General features: G+C 38.9%; 13 protein-coding genes. 5 read left to right on the forward strand and 8 right to left on the reverse strand.

Annotated elements, in window-relative coordinates; genetic code table 11:
• Positions 1 to 229: 229 nt before the first annotated feature.
• From ID741_RS00315 to ID741_RS00325, 3 genes are all read right to left on the reverse strand, one after another.
• Complete coding sequence (locus ID741_RS00315) at positions 230 to 3,814, reverse strand: MBG domain-containing protein (protein ID WP_438718698.1); 3,585 nt, start codon at positions 3,812 to 3,814, stop codon at positions 230 to 232.
• Positions 3,815 to 4,174: 360 nt separating this feature from the next.
• Positions 4,175 to 5,980, reverse strand: a complete 1,806-nt coding sequence (locus tag ID741_RS00320) for an ABC transporter ATP-binding protein (RefSeq protein WP_438718699.1) — start codon at positions 5,978 to 5,980, stop codon at positions 4,175 to 4,177.
• Entirely contained in the window at positions 5,961 to 7,703 is a 1,743-nt protein-coding gene (locus tag ID741_RS00325; protein WP_438718700.1) for an ABC transporter ATP-binding protein, read from the reverse strand. Before ID741_RS00325 ends, ID741_RS00320 begins: the two co-directional genes overlap by 20 nt.
• A gap of 75 nt (positions 7,704 to 7,778) precedes the next feature.
• On the opposite strand from ID741_RS00325, the gene ID741_RS00330 reads away from it, so the two are divergent.
• Positions 7,779 to 8,612: a MerR family transcriptional regulator gene (locus tag ID741_RS00330; protein WP_218324461.1), complete on the forward strand. Its 834-nt coding sequence runs from the start codon at positions 7,779 to 7,781 to the stop codon at positions 8,610 to 8,612.
• 52 nt (positions 8,613 to 8,664) lie between these two features.
• On the opposite strand, the gene ID741_RS00335 is transcribed toward ID741_RS00330, so the two are convergent.
• Together ID741_RS00335 and ID741_RS00340 are read right to left on the reverse strand one after the other, a co-directional pair.
• Complete coding sequence (locus ID741_RS00335) at positions 8,665 to 9,822, reverse strand: NAD(P)-dependent malic enzyme (protein WP_218324460.1); 1,158 nt, start codon at positions 9,820 to 9,822, stop codon at positions 8,665 to 8,667.
• A 36-nt stretch (positions 9,823 to 9,858) separates the two neighbouring features.
• Positions 9,859 to 11,199 (reverse strand): 2-hydroxycarboxylate transporter family protein, encoded by a 1,341-nt coding sequence (locus ID741_RS00340; protein WP_438718701.1) that lies wholly within the window; start codon positions 11,197 to 11,199, stop codon positions 9,859 to 9,861.
• 163 nt (positions 11,200 to 11,362) lie between these two features.
• Between ID741_RS00340 and ID741_RS00345 the strand changes: the two genes are divergently transcribed.
• Positions 11,363 to 12,916, forward strand: a complete 1,554-nt coding sequence (locus ID741_RS00345) for a Spo0B domain-containing protein (protein WP_438718702.1) — start codon at positions 11,363 to 11,365, stop codon at positions 12,914 to 12,916.
• Positions 12,888 to 13,589, forward strand: coding sequence for a response regulator (locus ID741_RS00350; protein WP_438718703.1), 702 nt, complete (start codon positions 12,888 to 12,890; stop codon positions 13,587 to 13,589). Before ID741_RS00345 ends, ID741_RS00350 begins: the two co-directional genes overlap by 29 nt.
• 95 nt (positions 13,590 to 13,684) lie before the next feature.
• Here ID741_RS00350 and groL read toward each other — a convergent pair whose 3' ends face one another.
• Both groL and groES read right to left on the reverse strand, forming a co-directional pair.
• Complete coding sequence (groL, locus tag ID741_RS00355; protein ID WP_438718704.1) at positions 13,685 to 15,313, reverse strand: chaperonin GroEL; 1,629 nt, start codon at positions 15,311 to 15,313, stop codon at positions 13,685 to 13,687.
• Positions 15,314 to 15,337: 24 nt separating this feature from the next.
• Positions 15,338 to 15,622 carry a co-chaperone GroES gene (groES, locus tag ID741_RS00360; RefSeq protein ID WP_218324455.1) on the reverse strand — a complete coding sequence of 95 codons (285 nt, stop codon included), beginning with the start codon at positions 15,620 to 15,622 and terminating at the stop codon, positions 15,338 to 15,340.
• A gap of 182 nt (positions 15,623 to 15,804) precedes the next feature.
• Between groES and ID741_RS00365 the strand changes: the two genes are divergently transcribed.
• Complete coding sequence (locus tag ID741_RS00365; RefSeq protein WP_218324454.1) at positions 15,805 to 16,458, forward strand: CPBP family intramembrane glutamic endopeptidase; 654 nt, start codon at positions 15,805 to 15,807, stop codon at positions 16,456 to 16,458.
• Between the two features lie 70 nt (positions 16,459 to 16,528).
• On the forward strand, positions 16,529 to 17,158 hold the full coding sequence (locus tag ID741_RS00370) for an NAD(P)-dependent oxidoreductase (protein ID WP_438718705.1): 630 nt from the start codon (positions 16,529 to 16,531) through the stop codon (positions 17,156 to 17,158).
• 36 nt (positions 17,159 to 17,194) lie between these two features.
• Here ID741_RS00370 and ID741_RS00375 read toward each other — a convergent pair whose 3' ends face one another.
• Positions 17,195 to 18,004 (reverse strand): MBL fold metallo-hydrolase, encoded by an 810-nt coding sequence (locus ID741_RS00375; protein ID WP_438718706.1) that lies wholly within the window; start codon positions 18,002 to 18,004, stop codon positions 17,195 to 17,197.
• Between the last annotated feature and the right edge of the window lie 46 nt (positions 18,005 to 18,050).

Consider the following 18,050-nt stretch of genomic DNA (forward strand, 5'->3'; position numbering starts at 1 on the left):
ATCCTTTGATTTAAAATTTTTAATACCTTATGCTACCACATTTCCCTGCAGGTGAAACAATAAATTTTAATGTATTTTTCATCTATTACTAATTTACTCCTTCTTGGCTTCTTCGACCATTTGGAAAAAGTTATCACCAACCAAAGTTTTTTTCTATATAAAAAAATGGAGACACTGCAACCACAGTATCTCCATCTCCTAAAGTCAATTATTAATTCTACCTTGTTCCTTACTTCCCATAAAACCCAATTCCCTCAGATTTCCAACCTTCCCGAAGCAACCAAGTATTTTCTGCAGTGCTCAACGTATAATGATGAGAACCTGCATCTTGGGAATTCGGATTGAAGACGCGATAAATTGGAATTTTTGTATCTTCTGCTGTATAAAAAGCAATTCCTTCTTGCGTCCAACCAGCGCTGCCGACACCATTGTATTCACTTTGATCCAGAGTATAAAAATGTTCACCCGAATTTGGATTGTAGAGACGATAGACCGCTTTGCCGGTAGTCTTTCCAGCGTGCCAGCTGATGCCTTCATCATTTAATCCAATGTCATCAATCAACCAACGGGCTTCTTCTGCACTTAAAGTATAAAGATGCTCTCCGTTATTAGGATTGTACACTCGATAGACTGGAAGACGATCTTGTTCTTCGTCAGAATTCCCTTTGACTGTCAATGTTCCTGCCACATAACGGATCGCGTAATTCTTCGCCTGCTGATTCTCAGTTCCTGGTGTGACTTCGATGGCAGAAGTGCCAACTGTGCCACTATCCCCAGTAAATCTTCCTGTCGGCAAGCTGCTGAAAATTGTCGCCGCTTCTTCACCTTCTGCGAACTCGCTATAATTAATTGTCACTGCTGGTAAGATTGCACCTTGTGCCACTTCCACATCTGCAGCAGTGATAGTTAGCGGTTTTGCGGTGATGGTAAATTCACCGACTAATGTATCGGCACCTGTATAGTCATCTGAACCAGCATTTCGTACGTAGACTTGATAAGTCCCGACATTTGGTGTCTGTCCTTCTGCTTCACCTTGCTTGATCACTGTTGAAAGCGTCCCTAAGTTCTCATGGTCAGTCGTGACTTTTATTTCTGGAAACTGACCGTTGTAGACATGTTCAGCTGAGATTTCCACCTCATACAAGCTAGCATCTGGTTTTTTCTCTGTAACAGTTAAGGTTCCAGATTTATATGCAAGATTATAATTTTCACCTCGTGTATTGGTTTTACCTGCGGTTACTTCGATCTCAGAAGTCCCTACTTCCGTCGTGTCCCCTAAATAATTGGCAGTCGGCAGCTGAAAAAAGATAGAGTTCTCATTTTCACCAGTCACAAACCCAGCATATTTGACCGTTGCTTCAGGTAAGTCAGCCCCTTGTTGGACTTCAACATCTACGGCAGTGATGGATAACCGTTTCTTCGTGATGGTCAGATCTCCTAATTTGACATCTACCGATGCATATTTATCGGTTCCTCCGTTGCGTGCGTATACCTCATAGTTACCGACATTGGGTGTGGTGGTTTCCGCCGTCTCACCTTTTTGTTTAAAGACTGTGTTGATTTCCCCTTTATTCTCACTAGCATTTCCACCTATTTCATCAATTTCGATAGTCGGGAAACTTCCGCTGTAAGTGTGATTACTTGGTACATCGGCTTGATAATAACTACTATCTGGTTTCACTTGATTTTCAACAGTTATTTCAGCATCAGCTATAACAATACCATCTGGCGTGGCATGATTAGGACTGTCATCCTCTATGTTAATTAATTTAATACGATATTTGCCTGTTTCTGTCATTTCTGTTAATTCTCTATTATTTGAATCATCCGTTTTAATATATCTAACTGAGAAACTAGTGATTTCTGCTTTATTTTTTACAATATCTGTTGCACCCAGAGTTAATCCTGTGCCATCTTCCTTTAGATATAAAGTTGTTTTTTGATCGTAATCAAAATCAGCTTGCGTACGGGAGGCTTTATTGATGGTTATTTCACCAATTTTTGCGGATCCATTTAATAAATTAACCGCGGGAGCTACTGCTGGAGTCACACTTGCCAAAACATCATAGGTACCAGCATTTTTTAATACATCCCTCTCACTGGCGCTTGTCGATTGGTTTAAGAATGTTGGTGTCTTGCTTACTTCTTGAGAAATAACATCTGCTAGAGCAGCATTGCCATAAGTAGCTTCTGCTTCAACTGAAATAGCTGGATTTTGCACTTCCCCAGTATAGGTCAGATTTGATGGCGTCACCTTTTGAAACATATCCGAGTTCAAAGCAAACTGTGCGTCTGTTTCAGGAATAAAACCTTCATGGAGAGCATTTTGACTGTCCGTATACTTATAGGCAACACCTACTGCATTATTCCCATCAGCATCTTCTTGAATAGTCCATTTGTTGGTCCCTTCACTTTGAATATCCTCACCATATTTATAAGTTAAGTCTTTATCACTTTCCCATGTATAAGGACTGGATGTTTTAGCATTTGCGATGATCACAGCATCATCGGTGATGTCTTCCCAGTCGCCGCCAGTCCTATAATTATAAACTAAACCATTGGTCGCATCTGCTTCTCCGTAGATTAAGCCTCCAGATATCGTGAGGGTGAAAGTACCAATATTATCATTACATATAGCCGAACCACCATTGTTTGATGTATTATTAACTATTCTTCCGCCAGTCATATCAAATTCACTTTTTTCACCAGTAATAAAAATACCGCCACCTATATAAGAACATTTGTTGTTGCTAATAGTCCCACCACTTATATTTACTTTGCTTTGCATCGCATACACACCACCTCCGTTACCTGCCCGCTCGTTTTCACTGATAGTTCCACCTTCCATATTTAATGTTGCATATAGAAGAAATAAAGCACCACCCATTGCACCGCCACTGTTTCCAATAATGGCTGCTTCATCTTTTATGTTTACTGTTCCTCCATTACTAACATATATACCGCCCGCTCCTTCATTTGATTGATTTTCCTTTATAGTTCCGCCTTCAATGTTTATTATCCCTGTATCGTCAGAATAATTAGTTCTTGAAATAGAGCTAATGGCGCCACCTCTACTGTTCGAATAATTGTTGCTGATAATTCCCCCTTTAATACTTATCTCACTACTAGTACCCCTAGCTAGAATTGCCCCAGGGCCTTCTCTTCCATTTCCATTCTCAATCGTCCCATCCTCTAAAGTAAAAGTTGATTGTGTCACAGAAATAAGTGACTCTCCTTGGCTATTATTAGCGTTCCCATCAACATTCACACCATTAATCGTTAGACTTCCTTTATTACCAGCACCATCTTCTGTCACAATGAACACATTGCCGGTATAACCAGTCATTCTTTTTATAGTGGCACCATCAGTGGAAGTCAGTGTGATATTCTTACCTTCAATCGCAATTGCGGAACCGTCAATTTCTAATTCACCATCCCAAGTAAATTCAGCGCTTCCTCCAGCAGCTACTGCACCGATCGCTGTTTTTAATTCATCCACAGCGGGAACTTTCGTAGCATCTTGCACACTTGGACCATTTCTTGTCGTACCTTTACTCGCCTTGGTCTGACTTACACTGGGATTATTCCCAACTGTTTTTTGATTTTCCCCTGTGATGATGGCATTAGACATGCCTAGCGTCAGTTGATTGGTGTCATTTTGATTTTTCAGGCTACTTGCTGGGACATAATCTGGCGTCTCTGCCATGACATTCACCGAACCAACCGCCAGTTGACTGACAAATAAAACTCCGGTAGCCACTGAAATCAATTGCTTGTTCCATTTGATTAATTTAAATTTTTGTCTTTCCTTCATTATTTTCTCCTCCATCTTTACAATTACATCCACCTAATTATATCAAATAAACACTTCTTATTGTTGAGTTTCATCATTTTTAAGTTTAATTATAATATAATATAAGTAAAAAATATTATAATAGAATAATTTTTTATTACATTTTTTACGCAATTAAAATTAACAACAAGATAAAGATATTTCCGCAAACTGGAAATCTTTTTTCGATTTTTCAGTTGTAAGTTAACGATTTATTTTTCTGCTTAAAAAAACTTTTTTCTTCTTTGATGAGTCTTTTCCCATAAAAAAGTCGATCTTTGACAAATTTTCTGCAAGATTTTGGCATAAGAAAAAGCCCGACACAATTGTCGAGCTTTCCTTTTACACTGGCGCAAATTGGCTATTATAAAGATTGGCATAAAAATCGCCTTTTTCCATTAGGCTGCGATGACTGCCTTGTTCAATAATTGAGCCATTCTTCATCACCAAAATCAGATCAGCATTTTTTATCGTTGATAGTCGATGAGCAATGACGAAGCTTGTTCGCTCGCTAGTTAATTGATTCATCGCTTGTTGAATCATTTCTTCGGTTCTTGTATCGACACTTGAAGTCGCTTCATCAAGAATGAGGATTTGTGGATCAGCCAAGATAGCACGGGCAATCGTCAGCAGTTGTTGCTGACCCTGAGAAATCTGACCATCCTCAGAAGAAATGATCGTGTCGTAACCATTCGGCAATGTCCGAATAAAGTGATGGCACTGGGCAGCTTTGGCAGCTTGGATCACTTCTTGACGTGTAGCATCTGGATTGCCGTAAGCAATGTTGTCTGCCACTGTGCCTTCAAACATCCAAGTATCCTGCAGCACCATCCCGAACTTGCGACGAATCGCTGCTCGGGAAAAATGCTTAACGTTTTTACCATCGATTTCGATCTTTCCACTATTTAAATCATAAAAACGCATTAACAAATTGATCATAGTCGTTTTCCCCGCACCAGTTGGTCCAACGATGGCTACCATTTGTTTGGGTTTGACTTTGAAATTGACATCTTCCATTAATAAATGCTCTGGTTGATAACCAAAGGCTACGTGCTTAAAGGTAACTTCCCCCAGTACTTTTTCTGGAACAGGCAAGGACAAGGGTTCCTCACTTTCCTCAGTTTGATCCAAAATTTCAAAAATTCGTTCTAGCGCCGCAAAAGCACTTTGCAGACTATTGATGACATAAGAAACTTGAGTAATAGGCTCGGAGACTTGATTGACATATTGTAAATAAGCCTGCACTAAACCAATCGACATCTGACCATTAATCACCATGATCCCGCCGACAACTGCACTAGTTACGAAGCCTAATTGATTCACTAATCGAATCAACGGATTAATAGCGAAGCTGACAAACTGTGCTTTTTTAAAAGCTTGAAATTGCGCTTCATTTAATTCATCTAACTCTTCCATCGTTTCTTTTTGACGATTATACGCCTTGATGACTAAATTTCCTGAATAATCCTCTTCCGCCTTCGTTCCCACAGCACCTAAAGCTACTTGGTTTTGAGAAAAATATTCTTGGTTCTTATTAGCCAAATAATTCGTTAAAAATAAACTAATCAGTAGAATCACTACAATCCCAATCGTCAGTAAAGGACTTAAGTAAATCATCAAGCCTAAGCCAATCACGATAGAAAGAATCGCTGAAATCATCTGCATTAAACCCACTTGCAAGACTTCAGAAACTTTATCCAAATCTAAAGTAGCTCTAGTTAGAATATCGCCAGTCTTGTATTGGTCAAAAAAGTTCATCGGTAGGCGATTCAACTTTTCAGTTAAAGTTTTTCTTAATCGCAGGGTCAGCGTTTCCGCAACACTAGCCATAGTATATTCCTGCAGCAACGAGAATAAGGATACCCCGATCCAAGTCAGAAATAAGAAAAGCACTGGACGTGTTAAAACAGACACTAGACGATTTAAAGAAAACTGATTGTTCTGAAATAAGGCAATGATCGCATCTAATCCCCAACCTAAGATTAAAGGAGTAATCGCCATCAAAGCCGCAAAACAAATCGCGGAAGTAATAATAATTAAAAAGCGGCTTTTTTGAATCGCCAACAGTTTAAATAGACGCAAGCCGGTTTTTTTCATATCTTTCGGCATTTCTGTATCTACTCTTTCATCAACTTGCTTCATGCTCATGCTTTTTCTCCTCCATTCCTTGAGATTTGGCAAATTCTTGGTACACACGACAAGTCGTTAATAATTCTTGATGGGTCCCTTTGCCTACAATTTTTCCTTCTTCTAAAACAATTATTTGATCGGCATCTTTAATAGTAGAAAGACGCTGCGCAACAATCACGACTGCCGCATCCTTTAAATAAGTCTTCAAAGCCTGCCGTAACTTCGCATCTGTCTGATAATCCAAGGCTGAAAAGCTGTCATCAAAAAAATACAAATCCGCTGGCTTGATCAAGGCTCGGGCAATACTCAGACGTTGCTTTTGACCACCGGAGAAATTATTCCCTTTCTGGGCAACCGTTGCCTGATATTGATCATCCAATCCATTAATAAACGCATCCGCCTGCGCAATCTTAGCCACCTGCTGCATCTCTTCCTTAGTCGCCGCAGGATTCCCAAATAAGAAATTGTCTTCAATTGTGCCGCTAAATAAAAAAGCCTTCTGAGGTACATAACTGATCCGATCTCTTAAAGTATTCTGGGAGACATCCTTGATTGATTCTCCTAAGAAACGAATCTCGCCCTTTGATGTATCTCTAAAACGCAGCAAGGCTTTAGCAATGGTACTTTTACCTGAGCCAGTTCCTCCGACAATCGCGGTAGTCCCGACAGGTATGTCAAAAGTAATATCAGATAAAACAGCTTCTTCTGCTCCACTGTAAGCAAAATCTACTTGATCAAATACCGCAATTGGACCATCTTTTCTTGCTGAAAAACTATTTTTAGCTCCATCAACGATTTCTTCTTCTTTTGCCAAGACTTCGTCGATCCGTTCTAATGAAGCTAAGGCTTTAGGTATCATTACGATCACCATCGCCGCCATCGTCAAGAACCATAAGCTTAAAATAGTATACTCGCTGATAGCTGTTAAACTACCGATTGGGACATTTCCTTGTAAGACTAAGACGCCACCAAAAGCCAAGACAGCGGTCATTCCCAATCCCATCACCAAATTCACCGTCGGGTTCAAGACAGCAAACATCTTATTCACTCGAATCATCACATCAGCATAACTACTAAATGTTTTATCAGCACGCTCTTTTTCGAATTTAGTTTTGTCAAAAGCACGAATCACCCGAACGCCTGTGTAGAATTCTCTAAGCACTTGCATCATCTTATCCATTCTTTGTTGCATAATATCTGCTAATGGAATCGCCTTTTTGATTATCACTAACGAGACAATTGAAAATAGTACAATCGATACTGTAGGAATCCAAATAAAGCGCCAAGAGATCGCTCCCGTCAATACAATCGAAGCAATGCAGATTAAAGGAGCTGGGATGATCATTTGAAATACCATCATCAAAATTTGTTGAATATTGGTAATATCACTAGTCGTCCTCGCTAAAAGTGTCGGCGTACCGAACTCTTCCATCTCTGCTAATGACAAGCTTTGGGTCTTCTCAACCAAGCCTTTACGTAAAAAATAGCCGAAGCGCCCGGCTAAGATCGCAGAATAATAACTGGCAATGATGGAAACAATCCCGGTAACTACAGCTACCCCCAACATTAATCCCCCATTACGCCAGATAGCTCCTTGATCCTGCGTTAGTATTCCTTCATCAATAATTTCAGCAACATAGTACGGAATCATTAGTGTTCCCACAGCTTGCAAGATCATTAAGATGAAGGTTGCCAAGAACATCTTACGATAATTCTTGAAAAAGATTTTAAATAATTTCATCTTTTACTCCTCCTTCTAAAGTGATAGAATAAACTGTAACGTAACGTCACAGTCAAGCAGAAAAAGGAATTTCTTATGAAAAAATATCTCTCAATCAGCGAAATGGGTAAATATGCTGGCATCAGCAGGCGAACACTCATCTATTATGATCAAATCGATCTATTCAAACCCATCAAGATCGGCGAAAATGGTTATCGCTATTATGGAATCGATCAATATTTTGAATTAGATGTCATCTTACTTCTTAAAAATATCGGTATGCCTTTAGAAGAGATTCACACTTTTCTAAAAAACCGAAATGTAGATTACGCTGTACAAGAGTTCTACCGCCAACGATCTAAGGTTGACCAACAAATAACCGCCTTAAAAGATATTCGCACATCTTTAGACAGTTATATCAATCGCTATGAAACTCTAAAGAATTTTGATTTGGAATCAATCACTTATAGTTACCGTGAAGCTGAATCTTTTGTCATTTCAGATACTATCGACAGTGTCGGCGGTATGGACTCGGTGGAAATATATGGTCGTTTCTACTCTTCCGTCGACAGTAAAGACTTATTTAGTGGCTATCCGATTGGTTTTTTAGTAGACGGCGCTGCCTTTTATGAAGAAAACTTTCACGCAGCTCCCTACCGCGCTCTTGTAAGAATCTCTGACGAACGATTGCCACTTTATCAAGCTCAAAAAATTGTCAAACGTCCCGCCGGTTATTATGTATCAGGCTTTATGAAAGATGAGATTCACAACATCAATATTTTCAATAACCGCTTTAGAAATTACCTAAAGGAACACAACTTAGTCCTCGATGGTGACATCTGGGAACTGCTTTGGCAAGATGAAGCCACATCCGAACACTCAGAAGACCAGATATTCGAAGTCCTCATCCCCGTTAAAGAAAAAGACTAAATATTTAACACAAAAAAAGAAGTCAGCCTCTTTGGCTAACTTCTTTAACAAACTATTTTACTGCTTGACTGACACTTTCAGCGACAACCTTTGCGACATTTTCATTGAAGGCATCGGCGATAATGTTGGTAGTAGAAAGTTCTTCTGTTGGAACCAAGCTAGCAATCCCTTTTGCGGCTGCTACTTTCATCTCCATCGTAATTTTCTTTGCTCGAGCATCTAAGGCGCCACGGAATATTCCTGGGAAAGCCAAGACATTATTGATTTGGTTCGGGAAATCACTCCGACCAGTTCCGACAATGTAAGCACCAGCGGCTAAAGCTTCTTCTGGGAAAATTTCTGGTGTTGGATTCGCCATGGCAAAAATAATTGGTTTTTGATTCATGGTTTGAATCCATTCGGCTTTTAAAGCACCTGGAGCTGATACGCCGACAAATACATCTGCATTTTTTAATGCTACTGATAAGTCACCAGACAAGAAATCACGATTGGTTACTTTAGCAATTTCTTTATGGTAAGGATTATATTCTGCATCTTCTTTTTCATTGATAATACCGAAACGATCGACAATCGTCACATTTTTTACACCGGCTGCTAAGAATGTCCGGCTGATAGACAATCCTGCTGAGCCGCCACCATTGACGACGACTTTGATTTCTTCGATATTCTTTTCAGCTAATTTCAAGGCATTATATAAGGCGGCTAACACAACAATGCCGGTGCCGTGTTGATCATCATGAAAAACGGGAATATCTAATTCTTCTATTAAACGACGTTCGATTTCAAAACAACGAGGGGCGCTGATATCTTCTAAGTTAATCCCACCAAATGTTGGTGCAATCATTTTCACCGTTTGAATAATTTCTTCTACATCTTGGGTATCCAATACGATGGGGACAGAATCAACTTCAGCAAAGCGTTTGAACAAAGCTGATTTCCCTTCCATTACAGGCATCGCTGCTTCGGGACCAATATTGCCTAAGCCTAAGACTGCCGAGCCATCACTGACGACTGCCACCGTATTTTTTTTGGTAGTTAATTCATAGGCTAAATTCTTATCTTCTGCGATCGCTGAGGATACAGCTGCCACTCCAGGGGTGTAAGCAATACTTAAATCTTCACGGTTTTCAATCGGCACTTTTGAAACCACTGCTAATTTTCCACCATTTTTTCGCGCTTGTTCTAAAGCTAATTCTTTTACATCTGACATTTGAGATTTCCTCCTTGAGTTTCGATTATCATATTTTTAAAAAATCATTCTTAAAATAGCTGTCATGGTAATAACGGTAATTGCCCCACCTAAACGAGTTGCTACTTGGGCAAAAGGCATCAAGTTCATCCGATTAGCTGTACTTAAAATCGCCACATCACCAGTTCCACCCATACCACTTTGGCAGGCTGAAATAATTGCGGCTTCCACTGGATGCATATTCATAAAACGAGCTACCACAAAGCCAGTCGCAATGACTGTGAATACCACACTGATAACCACTACAAAATACTGCCAAGTTAAGGCGCCGACAACATCTTTTAATGGGATATACAACAAGCCTAAGCCAGCCATTAATGGGAAAGTAAAGTTACTAGAAATAAACTTGTACAACATTTTCGAGCCTTTTTGCGTATCTTTTGGCACAATGTTTAAATATTTTAACAAAGCTGCTGCCACAATCATTAAAACAGGGCCAGGGAAACCTGTCAACGCCTGTAATAGAGAACCTAGAATGAATAATGTACAAGCAGTTAGTACGCCCGCACCCATTTTTTTCAAATCAATCGGCTCATCTTTTTCATCCAAGGCGCTAGCTAAATCATCCACTTCACCTTTTTTAAACTTGATTAATTGGCCTTTACCAGATAGCTCTGGTCGTTTTTCACCTAGACGGCTTAGTAAGCCAGTACACATAATCGCAAAGAAGTTTCCGATGATCGTCGCTGGAATTAATTGTGCCACTAATTGTTCACTACCTAAACCAGTAATTGCGCTGTAACCTAATGATAATGGTAAGATTCCTTCACCAATTCCGCCAGCTAATACGGGCGTAACAATAAAGAACAAAGTATGCTGCCAATCCAAACCAACTAAGACACCTACTAAAGTTCCCACACCCATCGCTAAAATCATGCCAATCATCATTGGCACGATCATCCGCAACAAGCCTTGGACCAAAATCTTACGGTTCATCCCTAAAATACTACCACAGACTAGACAAGCAATGTAAAAATATAAAAAGTTAGCTTGCTTCATTAAAATGTCGGCACTGTCTAAAATATTTTGGTTAACTAAATTATAAAATACTAGAATCGATGGAACTAATAATGAAAAAATTGCCGGACCACCAAAATTTTTCAGAATCGGAATATTGCCGCCGATGGTTCCTAACAACCAACCTAGCGTCAAGATAACCGCAAAGCCACCCAACATATTAACCGGTAATTCTTGTAGCATCCCCGTGATGAAAATAATGGTTGCCATCGTCGCATAGACAGGTAGACTGACGGAGCCAATCTGAATTTTCTGCCACCATTTTGTTTTTTCAGCTAGCTCTTCTTTGGCTAAAACAGTTTTATTTAACTTCTGATCCATTTTGTTTCCTCCTTGTGTATCTCTTTGATATGCTTAATATAATGTATCCGGTTTCAACAAAATAGTTTATTTAACTTATTTAACTAAAGAAAGTAAGTGGTGCTTTTCACAAAGAAAAAGCGCTACACTCTGATTGTGTTATACTGAAAATTGGAGGGTTCCTATGAAAAAAGGCTTACGTTTGTGGATATTATTGGCAATTAGTTTTATTTCGGTACTATTAGTGGTGACAACCTTGTTTTATTTACTGATTTCTTATCAAAATACCCGCTATATTCAAAAAGAGGAAGGCAATTTACTTTTGAGAACGGGAAAATTAATTGCTGACGATTCACGGGTGTTGAATGCTCTGGAAAAGGGCGAATCTTCTGATGAATTACAAGCCTTTAGTCAAAAAGTGACTGAGCTTTACCAGTTAGACTTTACCGTCATCTTGAATATGGATGGTACGCGGCTCACTCACCCAAATCAACAACAGATTGGCAAGCCTTTTCAGGGAGGCGATGAAGCGCCAGCTTTAGAAGGAAAAGAACATCTTTCCACCAGTGCTGGGACTTTGGGAGAATCACTACGAGGCTTTGTGCCAGTTTTTTATCAGGACAAACAGATTGGCGTCGTTGCCTTAGGAATTAATACGACTTCTCTCGGCAGTTTAATCAATAAATCGAAAAATGATTATACGATGGCCTTGTTTATCAGTTTGGCAATTGGCTTATTGATGGCCTTTTTAATCACCTACTTTTTGAAATTACAATTACATAATTTAGAACCAAAAGAAATCGCCCGTCTATTAGAAGAACGCAACGCCATGTTAAATGAAACCAAAGATGCGGTCTTCGTGGTGGATTTGCAACAAAAGATATTATTAACCAACCACCAAGCTGAATTTTTTGCCCAACAAAAAGTAGCAAATGATGAACAGCTGATTGGCTTAAAACTAAATGATATTTTCGAAGATTTAGGGCAACTAGATTTATCCCAAAAAAATGAGCAGTTTTACCAACAAGCTGGACAGGATTATTTCTTTTCAGCTGCACCAATCATCGTCAAAAATAGCAAAATCGGTTCCATCTTATTTTTAAGAAATGCTACTGAGACACTATTTTTAGCTGATCAATTATCTTCCACCACCAATTATGCAACAGCCTTACAAAATCAGGCCCATGAGTTCATGAACAAACTCCATGTGATTTATGGTTTAGCCGAACTTGGTGCCTACGAAAAACTCAATGATTATCTAAAAGACATTATTCAGCCAGAGAAGGAATTAATCTCTCGTTTGGCCATCCTAGTCAATAATCCATTGATTGCTGGTTTTTTATTAAATCAAAGACAGAAATTTTTAGAAGAACAATCTCATTTGTGGGTGGAGATTACACCAGAGATTCCTAAAACCGATGACCCTAAAGTAACTGAACAACTGCTAAACCTATACCGTTTTGTGGAACATTTCTTATTTCAATGGGAACTACCAGCCGAAATATTGCTACAAATAAATTATCAGGACCAGCGATTACAAACGACTTATTCATTTGTCGCATCTAGTGAACAAGTTGCTTCGATTGAAAAACAATTTTCGACTTTATATTTCAACAATACGTTAGAAGCTCTAAATGGCACATTCGACTGGCACTATCAGCAAGATTACTTACAATTAATTTTTAAAACTGACTATCGAGGTGAGATTGATGACCACCATTTTAATTTTAGAGGATGATCCGATGGTTGCCTTCATCCATCAAAGCTATTTAACCAAAATTGACTCCCAACTGAATATTTTAGAGGCAGCCTCCACCGATGATGCCCAGACACTTCTAGCTGAGGAACAGATAGATTTAATTTTGTTGGATTTACACTTAAAACATGATGATGGCTTAGCCTTTTTGCGAGATCTCCGACAACAAGAATTTCCCGGTGAAGTCATTTTAATCACAGCTGAGAACCAAACTGAAGCCTTAAAAGCCGCCCATCATTTAGGCATTTTAGATTATTTAATGAAGCCATTTAGTTATGAGCGCTTTGCCCAAAGCTTTGAAAGTTTCTTAGCAAAAACAACTATGCTCCAGCATGAAGAATTAAATCAAGCCCAAATTGACCAGCTATTTTACGACAAAAGCCAAAAGAAAGCAGAATTGATTTTGGAAAAAGGACTCTCCAAAGCCACACTGGCTCGTATTTACAAAACTATGCAGGAATTTCCTGCTAGCTTCACGGTAGCAGAATTAGCGGAAAAAAGTGGCTTTTCCCACGTCTCCGTCCGCAAATATATGCAATTTTTAGAACAGCAAGACTTATTAACCAGTGACGTAATCTACCGCAAACAAGGCCGTCCTTTCCAAACTTATCAAATAAAAAATCCCGCCCTCTGGCAAAAATATTTTCCAAAATAAAAAAATAAACCTTCACTTTGTACGTTAGGCAAAGTGAAGGTTTTTTGCTGAAAAAAAGAACCCCGATTTCTCGGAGTTCTAAAAATTCTGATGAATTACATCATGCCGCCCATCATGCTTGGGTCCATTGCTGGAGCCGCAGCTGCGCCACCTTCAGCAGGTTTGTCAGCAACAACTGCTTCAGTTGTTAACAACAATGCTGATACAGAAGCTGCATTTTGTAATGCTGAACGAGTCACTTTAGTTGGATCCACGATTCCGGCATCCACCATGTTTACCCATTCGCCAGTAGCAGCGTTAAAGCCTAAGCCATCATTTGCAGTTTTTAATTTGTCGATAATAACTGAACCTTCGAAGCCAGCATTTTCAGCAATTTGACGTACTGGTTCTTCTAAAGCACGAACAACAATCTTAATTCCAGTTGCTGCATCGCCTTCTGCATCTAATTCAGTTACTTTATTGATAACGTTAACTAATGCTGTACCACCACCAGCAACAATACCTTCTTCAACTGCTGCGCGAGTCGCATTTAAAGCATCTTCAATTCGTAATTTTAATTCTTTTAATTCAGTTTCAGTTGCCGCACCAACTTTAACCACTGCAACCCCACCAGCTAATTTAGCTAAGCGTTCTTGTAATTTTTCACGGTCAAAGTCAGAAGTTGTTTCACCAATTTGGCGTTTGATTAATTCTACTCGTTCAGCCAAGCGTTCTTTGTCGCCAGCGCCTTCAACGATAGTTGTATTGTCTTTATCTACTACAACTTTACCAGCAGAACCTAAGTTTTCAACTGTTGCATCTTTTAATTCTAAACCTAAGTCTTCTGTAATTACTGTTGCACCAGTCAAGATAGCTAAGTCTTCCAACATCGCTTTACGACGGTCACCAAAACCAGGTGCTTTAACAGCAACTACGTTAAATGTTCCACGGATTTTGTTCAATACCAAGGTTGGTAAAGCTTCGCCATCCACGTCATCAGCAATGATTAATAGTGAACGAGATTGTTGTAATACTTGTTCTAACAATGGCAAGATATCTTGAATGTTAGAGATTTTTTTGTCAGTGATTAAGATGTATGGATTTTCTAAAGCTGCTTCCATTTTATCGTTATCAGTTACCATATATTGAGATAAGTAACCACGGTCAAATTGCATACCTTCTACAACATCTAATTCAGTATCGATCCCTTTTGATTCTTCAATCGTAATAACACCATCGTTACCAACTTTTTCCATTGCTTCAGCGATTAATTTACCTACTTCTTCGCTACCAGAAGAAACTGCCGCAACTTGTGCGATCGCATCTTTTGAATCAACGATTGAAGAAATATTGTGTAATTCTTCAACTGCTGTTTTAGTAGCTAATTCGATTCCGCGACGGATACCCATTGGGTTAGCACCAGCTGTGACGTTTTTCAAGCCTTCACGTACGATTGCTTGTGTTAAAACAGTTGCAGTTGTTGTACCGTCACCAGCGATGTCGTTGGTTTTTGATGCAACTTCAGAAACTAATTTAGCCCCCATATTTTCAAAATGGTCATCTAATTCGATTTCTTTAGCAATTGTTACGCCATCATTAGTAATCAATGGAGAGCCATAAGATTTTTCTAAAACAACGTTACGACCTTTAGGGCCTAATGTTACTTTTACTGTATCCGCTAATTTATCTACCCCACGAAGCATTGCTGCCCGTGCGTCTTCTGCAAATTTAATTTCTTTTGTCATGATTTTTCACCTCAAAATTTTTTATTATTCAACGATTGCCATAATATCTTTGGCAGAGATAATTAAGTATTCAGTGCCTTCATATTTTACTTCTGTACCTGAATATTTTTCAAACATTACCATATCACCAACGGCAACTGGCATTGGACTTTTTTCACCGTTTTCAAGTGTGCTACCTTCACCAATAGCTACAACTTTAGCTGTTTGGGGTTTTTCTTTAGCAGCTGATGCTAAAACTAAACCACCTACAGTTTTTTCTTCTTCTTGCGCTACTTCTAAAATCACGCGATCACCTAATGGTTTTAACACGATAAATCCCTCCAAAATTTGATTGGTTTTTATTATTAGCACTCTTAACTAAAGAGTGCTAACTCACATTTCTTATGATACTCATTTTCGATTCATTTTGCAAGTTTTTCATCTGATTTTTTTAAATTTTTTCTAGATCTATTTATGCTATACTTAAAAGAAAAAATTTAAAGGAAGTATCTATGACAGCAAAAAAATATAGTATCGCAACAATTATCACTTACCTGATGGTCTACCTATCACCTGTGATCTTCGCTTTAATTGTTCGACCTACTCAAAACCAAAGCATCACCATGACGACTTTTGCCTATATTATTGGCGCAATATTACTATTAATCTATCTATTTAAAAGTCAAAAATTTAACATTGAACAGAAACCAAAAGCGATCGGTTGGATGATTCTCTTTGGCTTCTTAGGAATCTTCGGCTCCATCCTTTTACAGAATGTTTTACTCATGGTGGAACAGGCTTTTTTCAATGCCCCCACCGCATCACAAAATACTGAAAATATTATTCAACTGATTCAAGAGAACATGGTATTTATTTTAGCCACTACTATCGCAGGACCGATTATGGAAGAATTGGTTTTCCGCCGGGCAATCTTTGGCGCCTTATCAAATCGCTGGGGCTTTATCTTGCCAGCATTAATCAGCTCGGCTTTATTTGCAGCCGCTCACGTTGATGGACATTATTTATTATATGGCGGCTTAGGTTTATTCTTCTGTTTCTTATATCGTTATACTGGACGGATTGGGACTTCAATGATTACCCACGTAGGGATGAATTTATTAGTAATAATTGTCCAATTAGCTGCACGTCAAGCTGGCTTATTATAATTGCTTTTCTTTGCTTTTTTTAAAAAACCTCCTTACACTGAAAGAGAAATCAGTATAGGAGGTTTTTTATATGAAAATTGCAGTAATTGGTGCTACTGGACACGCCGGTTCTTTGATTTTAAAAGAAGCGCTGGCTCGTCATTTGGATGTCACTGCTATTGTCCGTAGCCCAGAAAAATTAGCTTCTGACGTTCCTTTTGTTAAAAAAGATTTATTTGATCTAACCAAAGAAGATTTGCTTGCTTTTGATGTGGTCATCGATGCTTTTCGCGCACCTAGTGGTCATGAAGAATTACATCAAACATCCTTGCAGCATTTAATTGACCTGCTTAGTGGCACGGAAACTCGTTTATTAGTGCTTGGCGGGACTTCTTCCTTATTTATGGACGATGCCAAAACAGAACGGATGATTGATTTATCAGATCCTAATGCCGGCTATTATCCCACAGCGTACAATATGTACAAAGCTTTCTTAGAATTAAAAGACAGCAAGAATCTCCACTGGACCTATATTAGCCCTGCATCTTATTTCGTACCAAATGGTGAACGCACCGGCAAATATACTTTAAGTGATGACCGCACGTTAACTGATGCTAATGGCGACTCTATGATTAGTATGGCTGACTACGCAATTGCTATGGTAGACGAAGCAGTCAATAATACCCACCCCAATCAACATATTAGTGTCGTAACTATCTAAAAAAAAAATTCCGTCTCTTCATTGAGACGGAATTTTTTAAATAGCAAATAATTCTGTAGCGGCATTAGGATCTGTATCAAAAATTTGAAACTGATGATTGACACCTAAATCATAGCGTAACAATGTTTCTTCCATTGTCATATGGGCCAACTCTTTCATGTTGTTTTCTTTACTCAAATGCCCCAGATATACGCGCTTCGTATGATCGCCGATAATGTCGGTCATCACTAAGGCGCCATCTTCATTGGATAAATGTCCCCGATCTCCTAAAATCCGTTGCTTTAAATTCCAAGGATAAGGTCCCATCCGCAACATTTCCAAATCATGATTACTTTCGACTAAATAAGCATCGGCATCAGAAATAATTCCCTTCACATGTTCACTAGCATAACCGGTATCTGTCAGCATCACAAAAGAATGACCATCTTTATAGAAACGATAAAACTGCGGTGCTGCTGCATCATGAGAAACGCCAAAGCTTTCAATATCCATATCACCAAAAGTTAAGACTTTACCCATATCAAAAATTTGTTTCTGTTCCAAATCGACTTTACCAATCAGAGGCATCATCGCTTGCCAAGTTTTTTCATTCGCATAAACTGGTAATTTATACTTTCGTGCTAATACACCCACGCCATGAATGTGATCACGATGCTCATGGGTCACTAAAATCGCATCTAAGTCTTCCGGTTTACGGTCGACTTCAGCTAATAAACTAATAATTTTTTTGCCACTTAAGCCAGCATCGACTAATATTTTTTTGCCTGCACTCTCTATAAACAGTGAGTTCCCACTGCTGCCACTAGCCAGAACACTGACATTAAAGGTATGATTCATATCTAACATCAAAAGTGGTCCCTTCTTTAAAAACTGTCTTTAAGTATACAACCCT

Origin of the sequence: Enterococcus sp. AZ103, assembly GCF_051714685.1 — a bacterium.
GTDB classification, from domain to species: domain Bacteria; phylum Bacillota; class Bacilli; order Lactobacillales; family Enterococcaceae; genus Enterococcus_A; species Enterococcus_A alishanensis.

What these genes read in the sequence shown, in the direction of transcription:
- ID741_RS00315 (WP_438718698.1), bottom strand. Translation starts at nt 3,814, where the DNA reads ATGAAGGAAAGACAAAAATTTAAATTAATCAAATGGAACAAGCAATTG.
- ID741_RS00320 (WP_438718699.1), bottom strand. Translation starts at nt 5,980, where the DNA reads ATGAGCATGAAGCAAGTTGATGAAAGAGTAGATACAGAAATGCCGAAA.
- ID741_RS00325 (WP_438718700.1), bottom strand. Translation starts at nt 7,703, where the DNA reads ATGAAATTATTTAAAATCTTTTTCAAGAATTATCGTAAGATGTTCTTG.
- ID741_RS00330 (WP_218324461.1), top strand. Translation starts at nt 7,779, where the DNA reads ATGAAAAAATATCTCTCAATCAGCGAAATGGGTAAATATGCTGGCATC.
- ID741_RS00335 (WP_218324460.1), bottom strand. Translation starts at nt 9,822, where the DNA reads ATGTCAGATGTAAAAGAATTAGCTTTAGAACAAGCGCGAAAAAATGGT.
- ID741_RS00340 (WP_438718701.1), bottom strand. Translation starts at nt 11,199, where the DNA reads ATGGATCAGAAGTTAAATAAAACTGTTTTAGCCAAAGAAGAGCTAGCT.
- ID741_RS00345 (WP_438718702.1), top strand. Translation starts at nt 11,363, where the DNA reads ATGAAAAAAGGCTTACGTTTGTGGATATTATTGGCAATTAGTTTTATT.
- ID741_RS00350 (WP_438718703.1), top strand. Translation starts at nt 12,888, where the DNA reads ATGACCACCATTTTAATTTTAGAGGATGATCCGATGGTTGCCTTCATC.
- groL (WP_438718704.1), bottom strand. Translation starts at nt 15,313, where the DNA reads ATGACAAAAGAAATTAAATTTGCAGAAGACGCACGGGCAGCAATGCTT.
- ID741_RS00365 (WP_218324454.1), top strand. Translation starts at nt 15,805, where the DNA reads ATGACAGCAAAAAAATATAGTATCGCAACAATTATCACTTACCTGATG.
- ID741_RS00370 (WP_438718705.1), top strand. Translation starts at nt 16,529, where the DNA reads ATGAAAATTGCAGTAATTGGTGCTACTGGACACGCCGGTTCTTTGATT.
- ID741_RS00375 (WP_438718706.1), bottom strand. Translation starts at nt 18,004, where the DNA reads ATGTTAGATATGAATCATACCTTTAATGTCAGTGTTCTGGCTAGTGGC.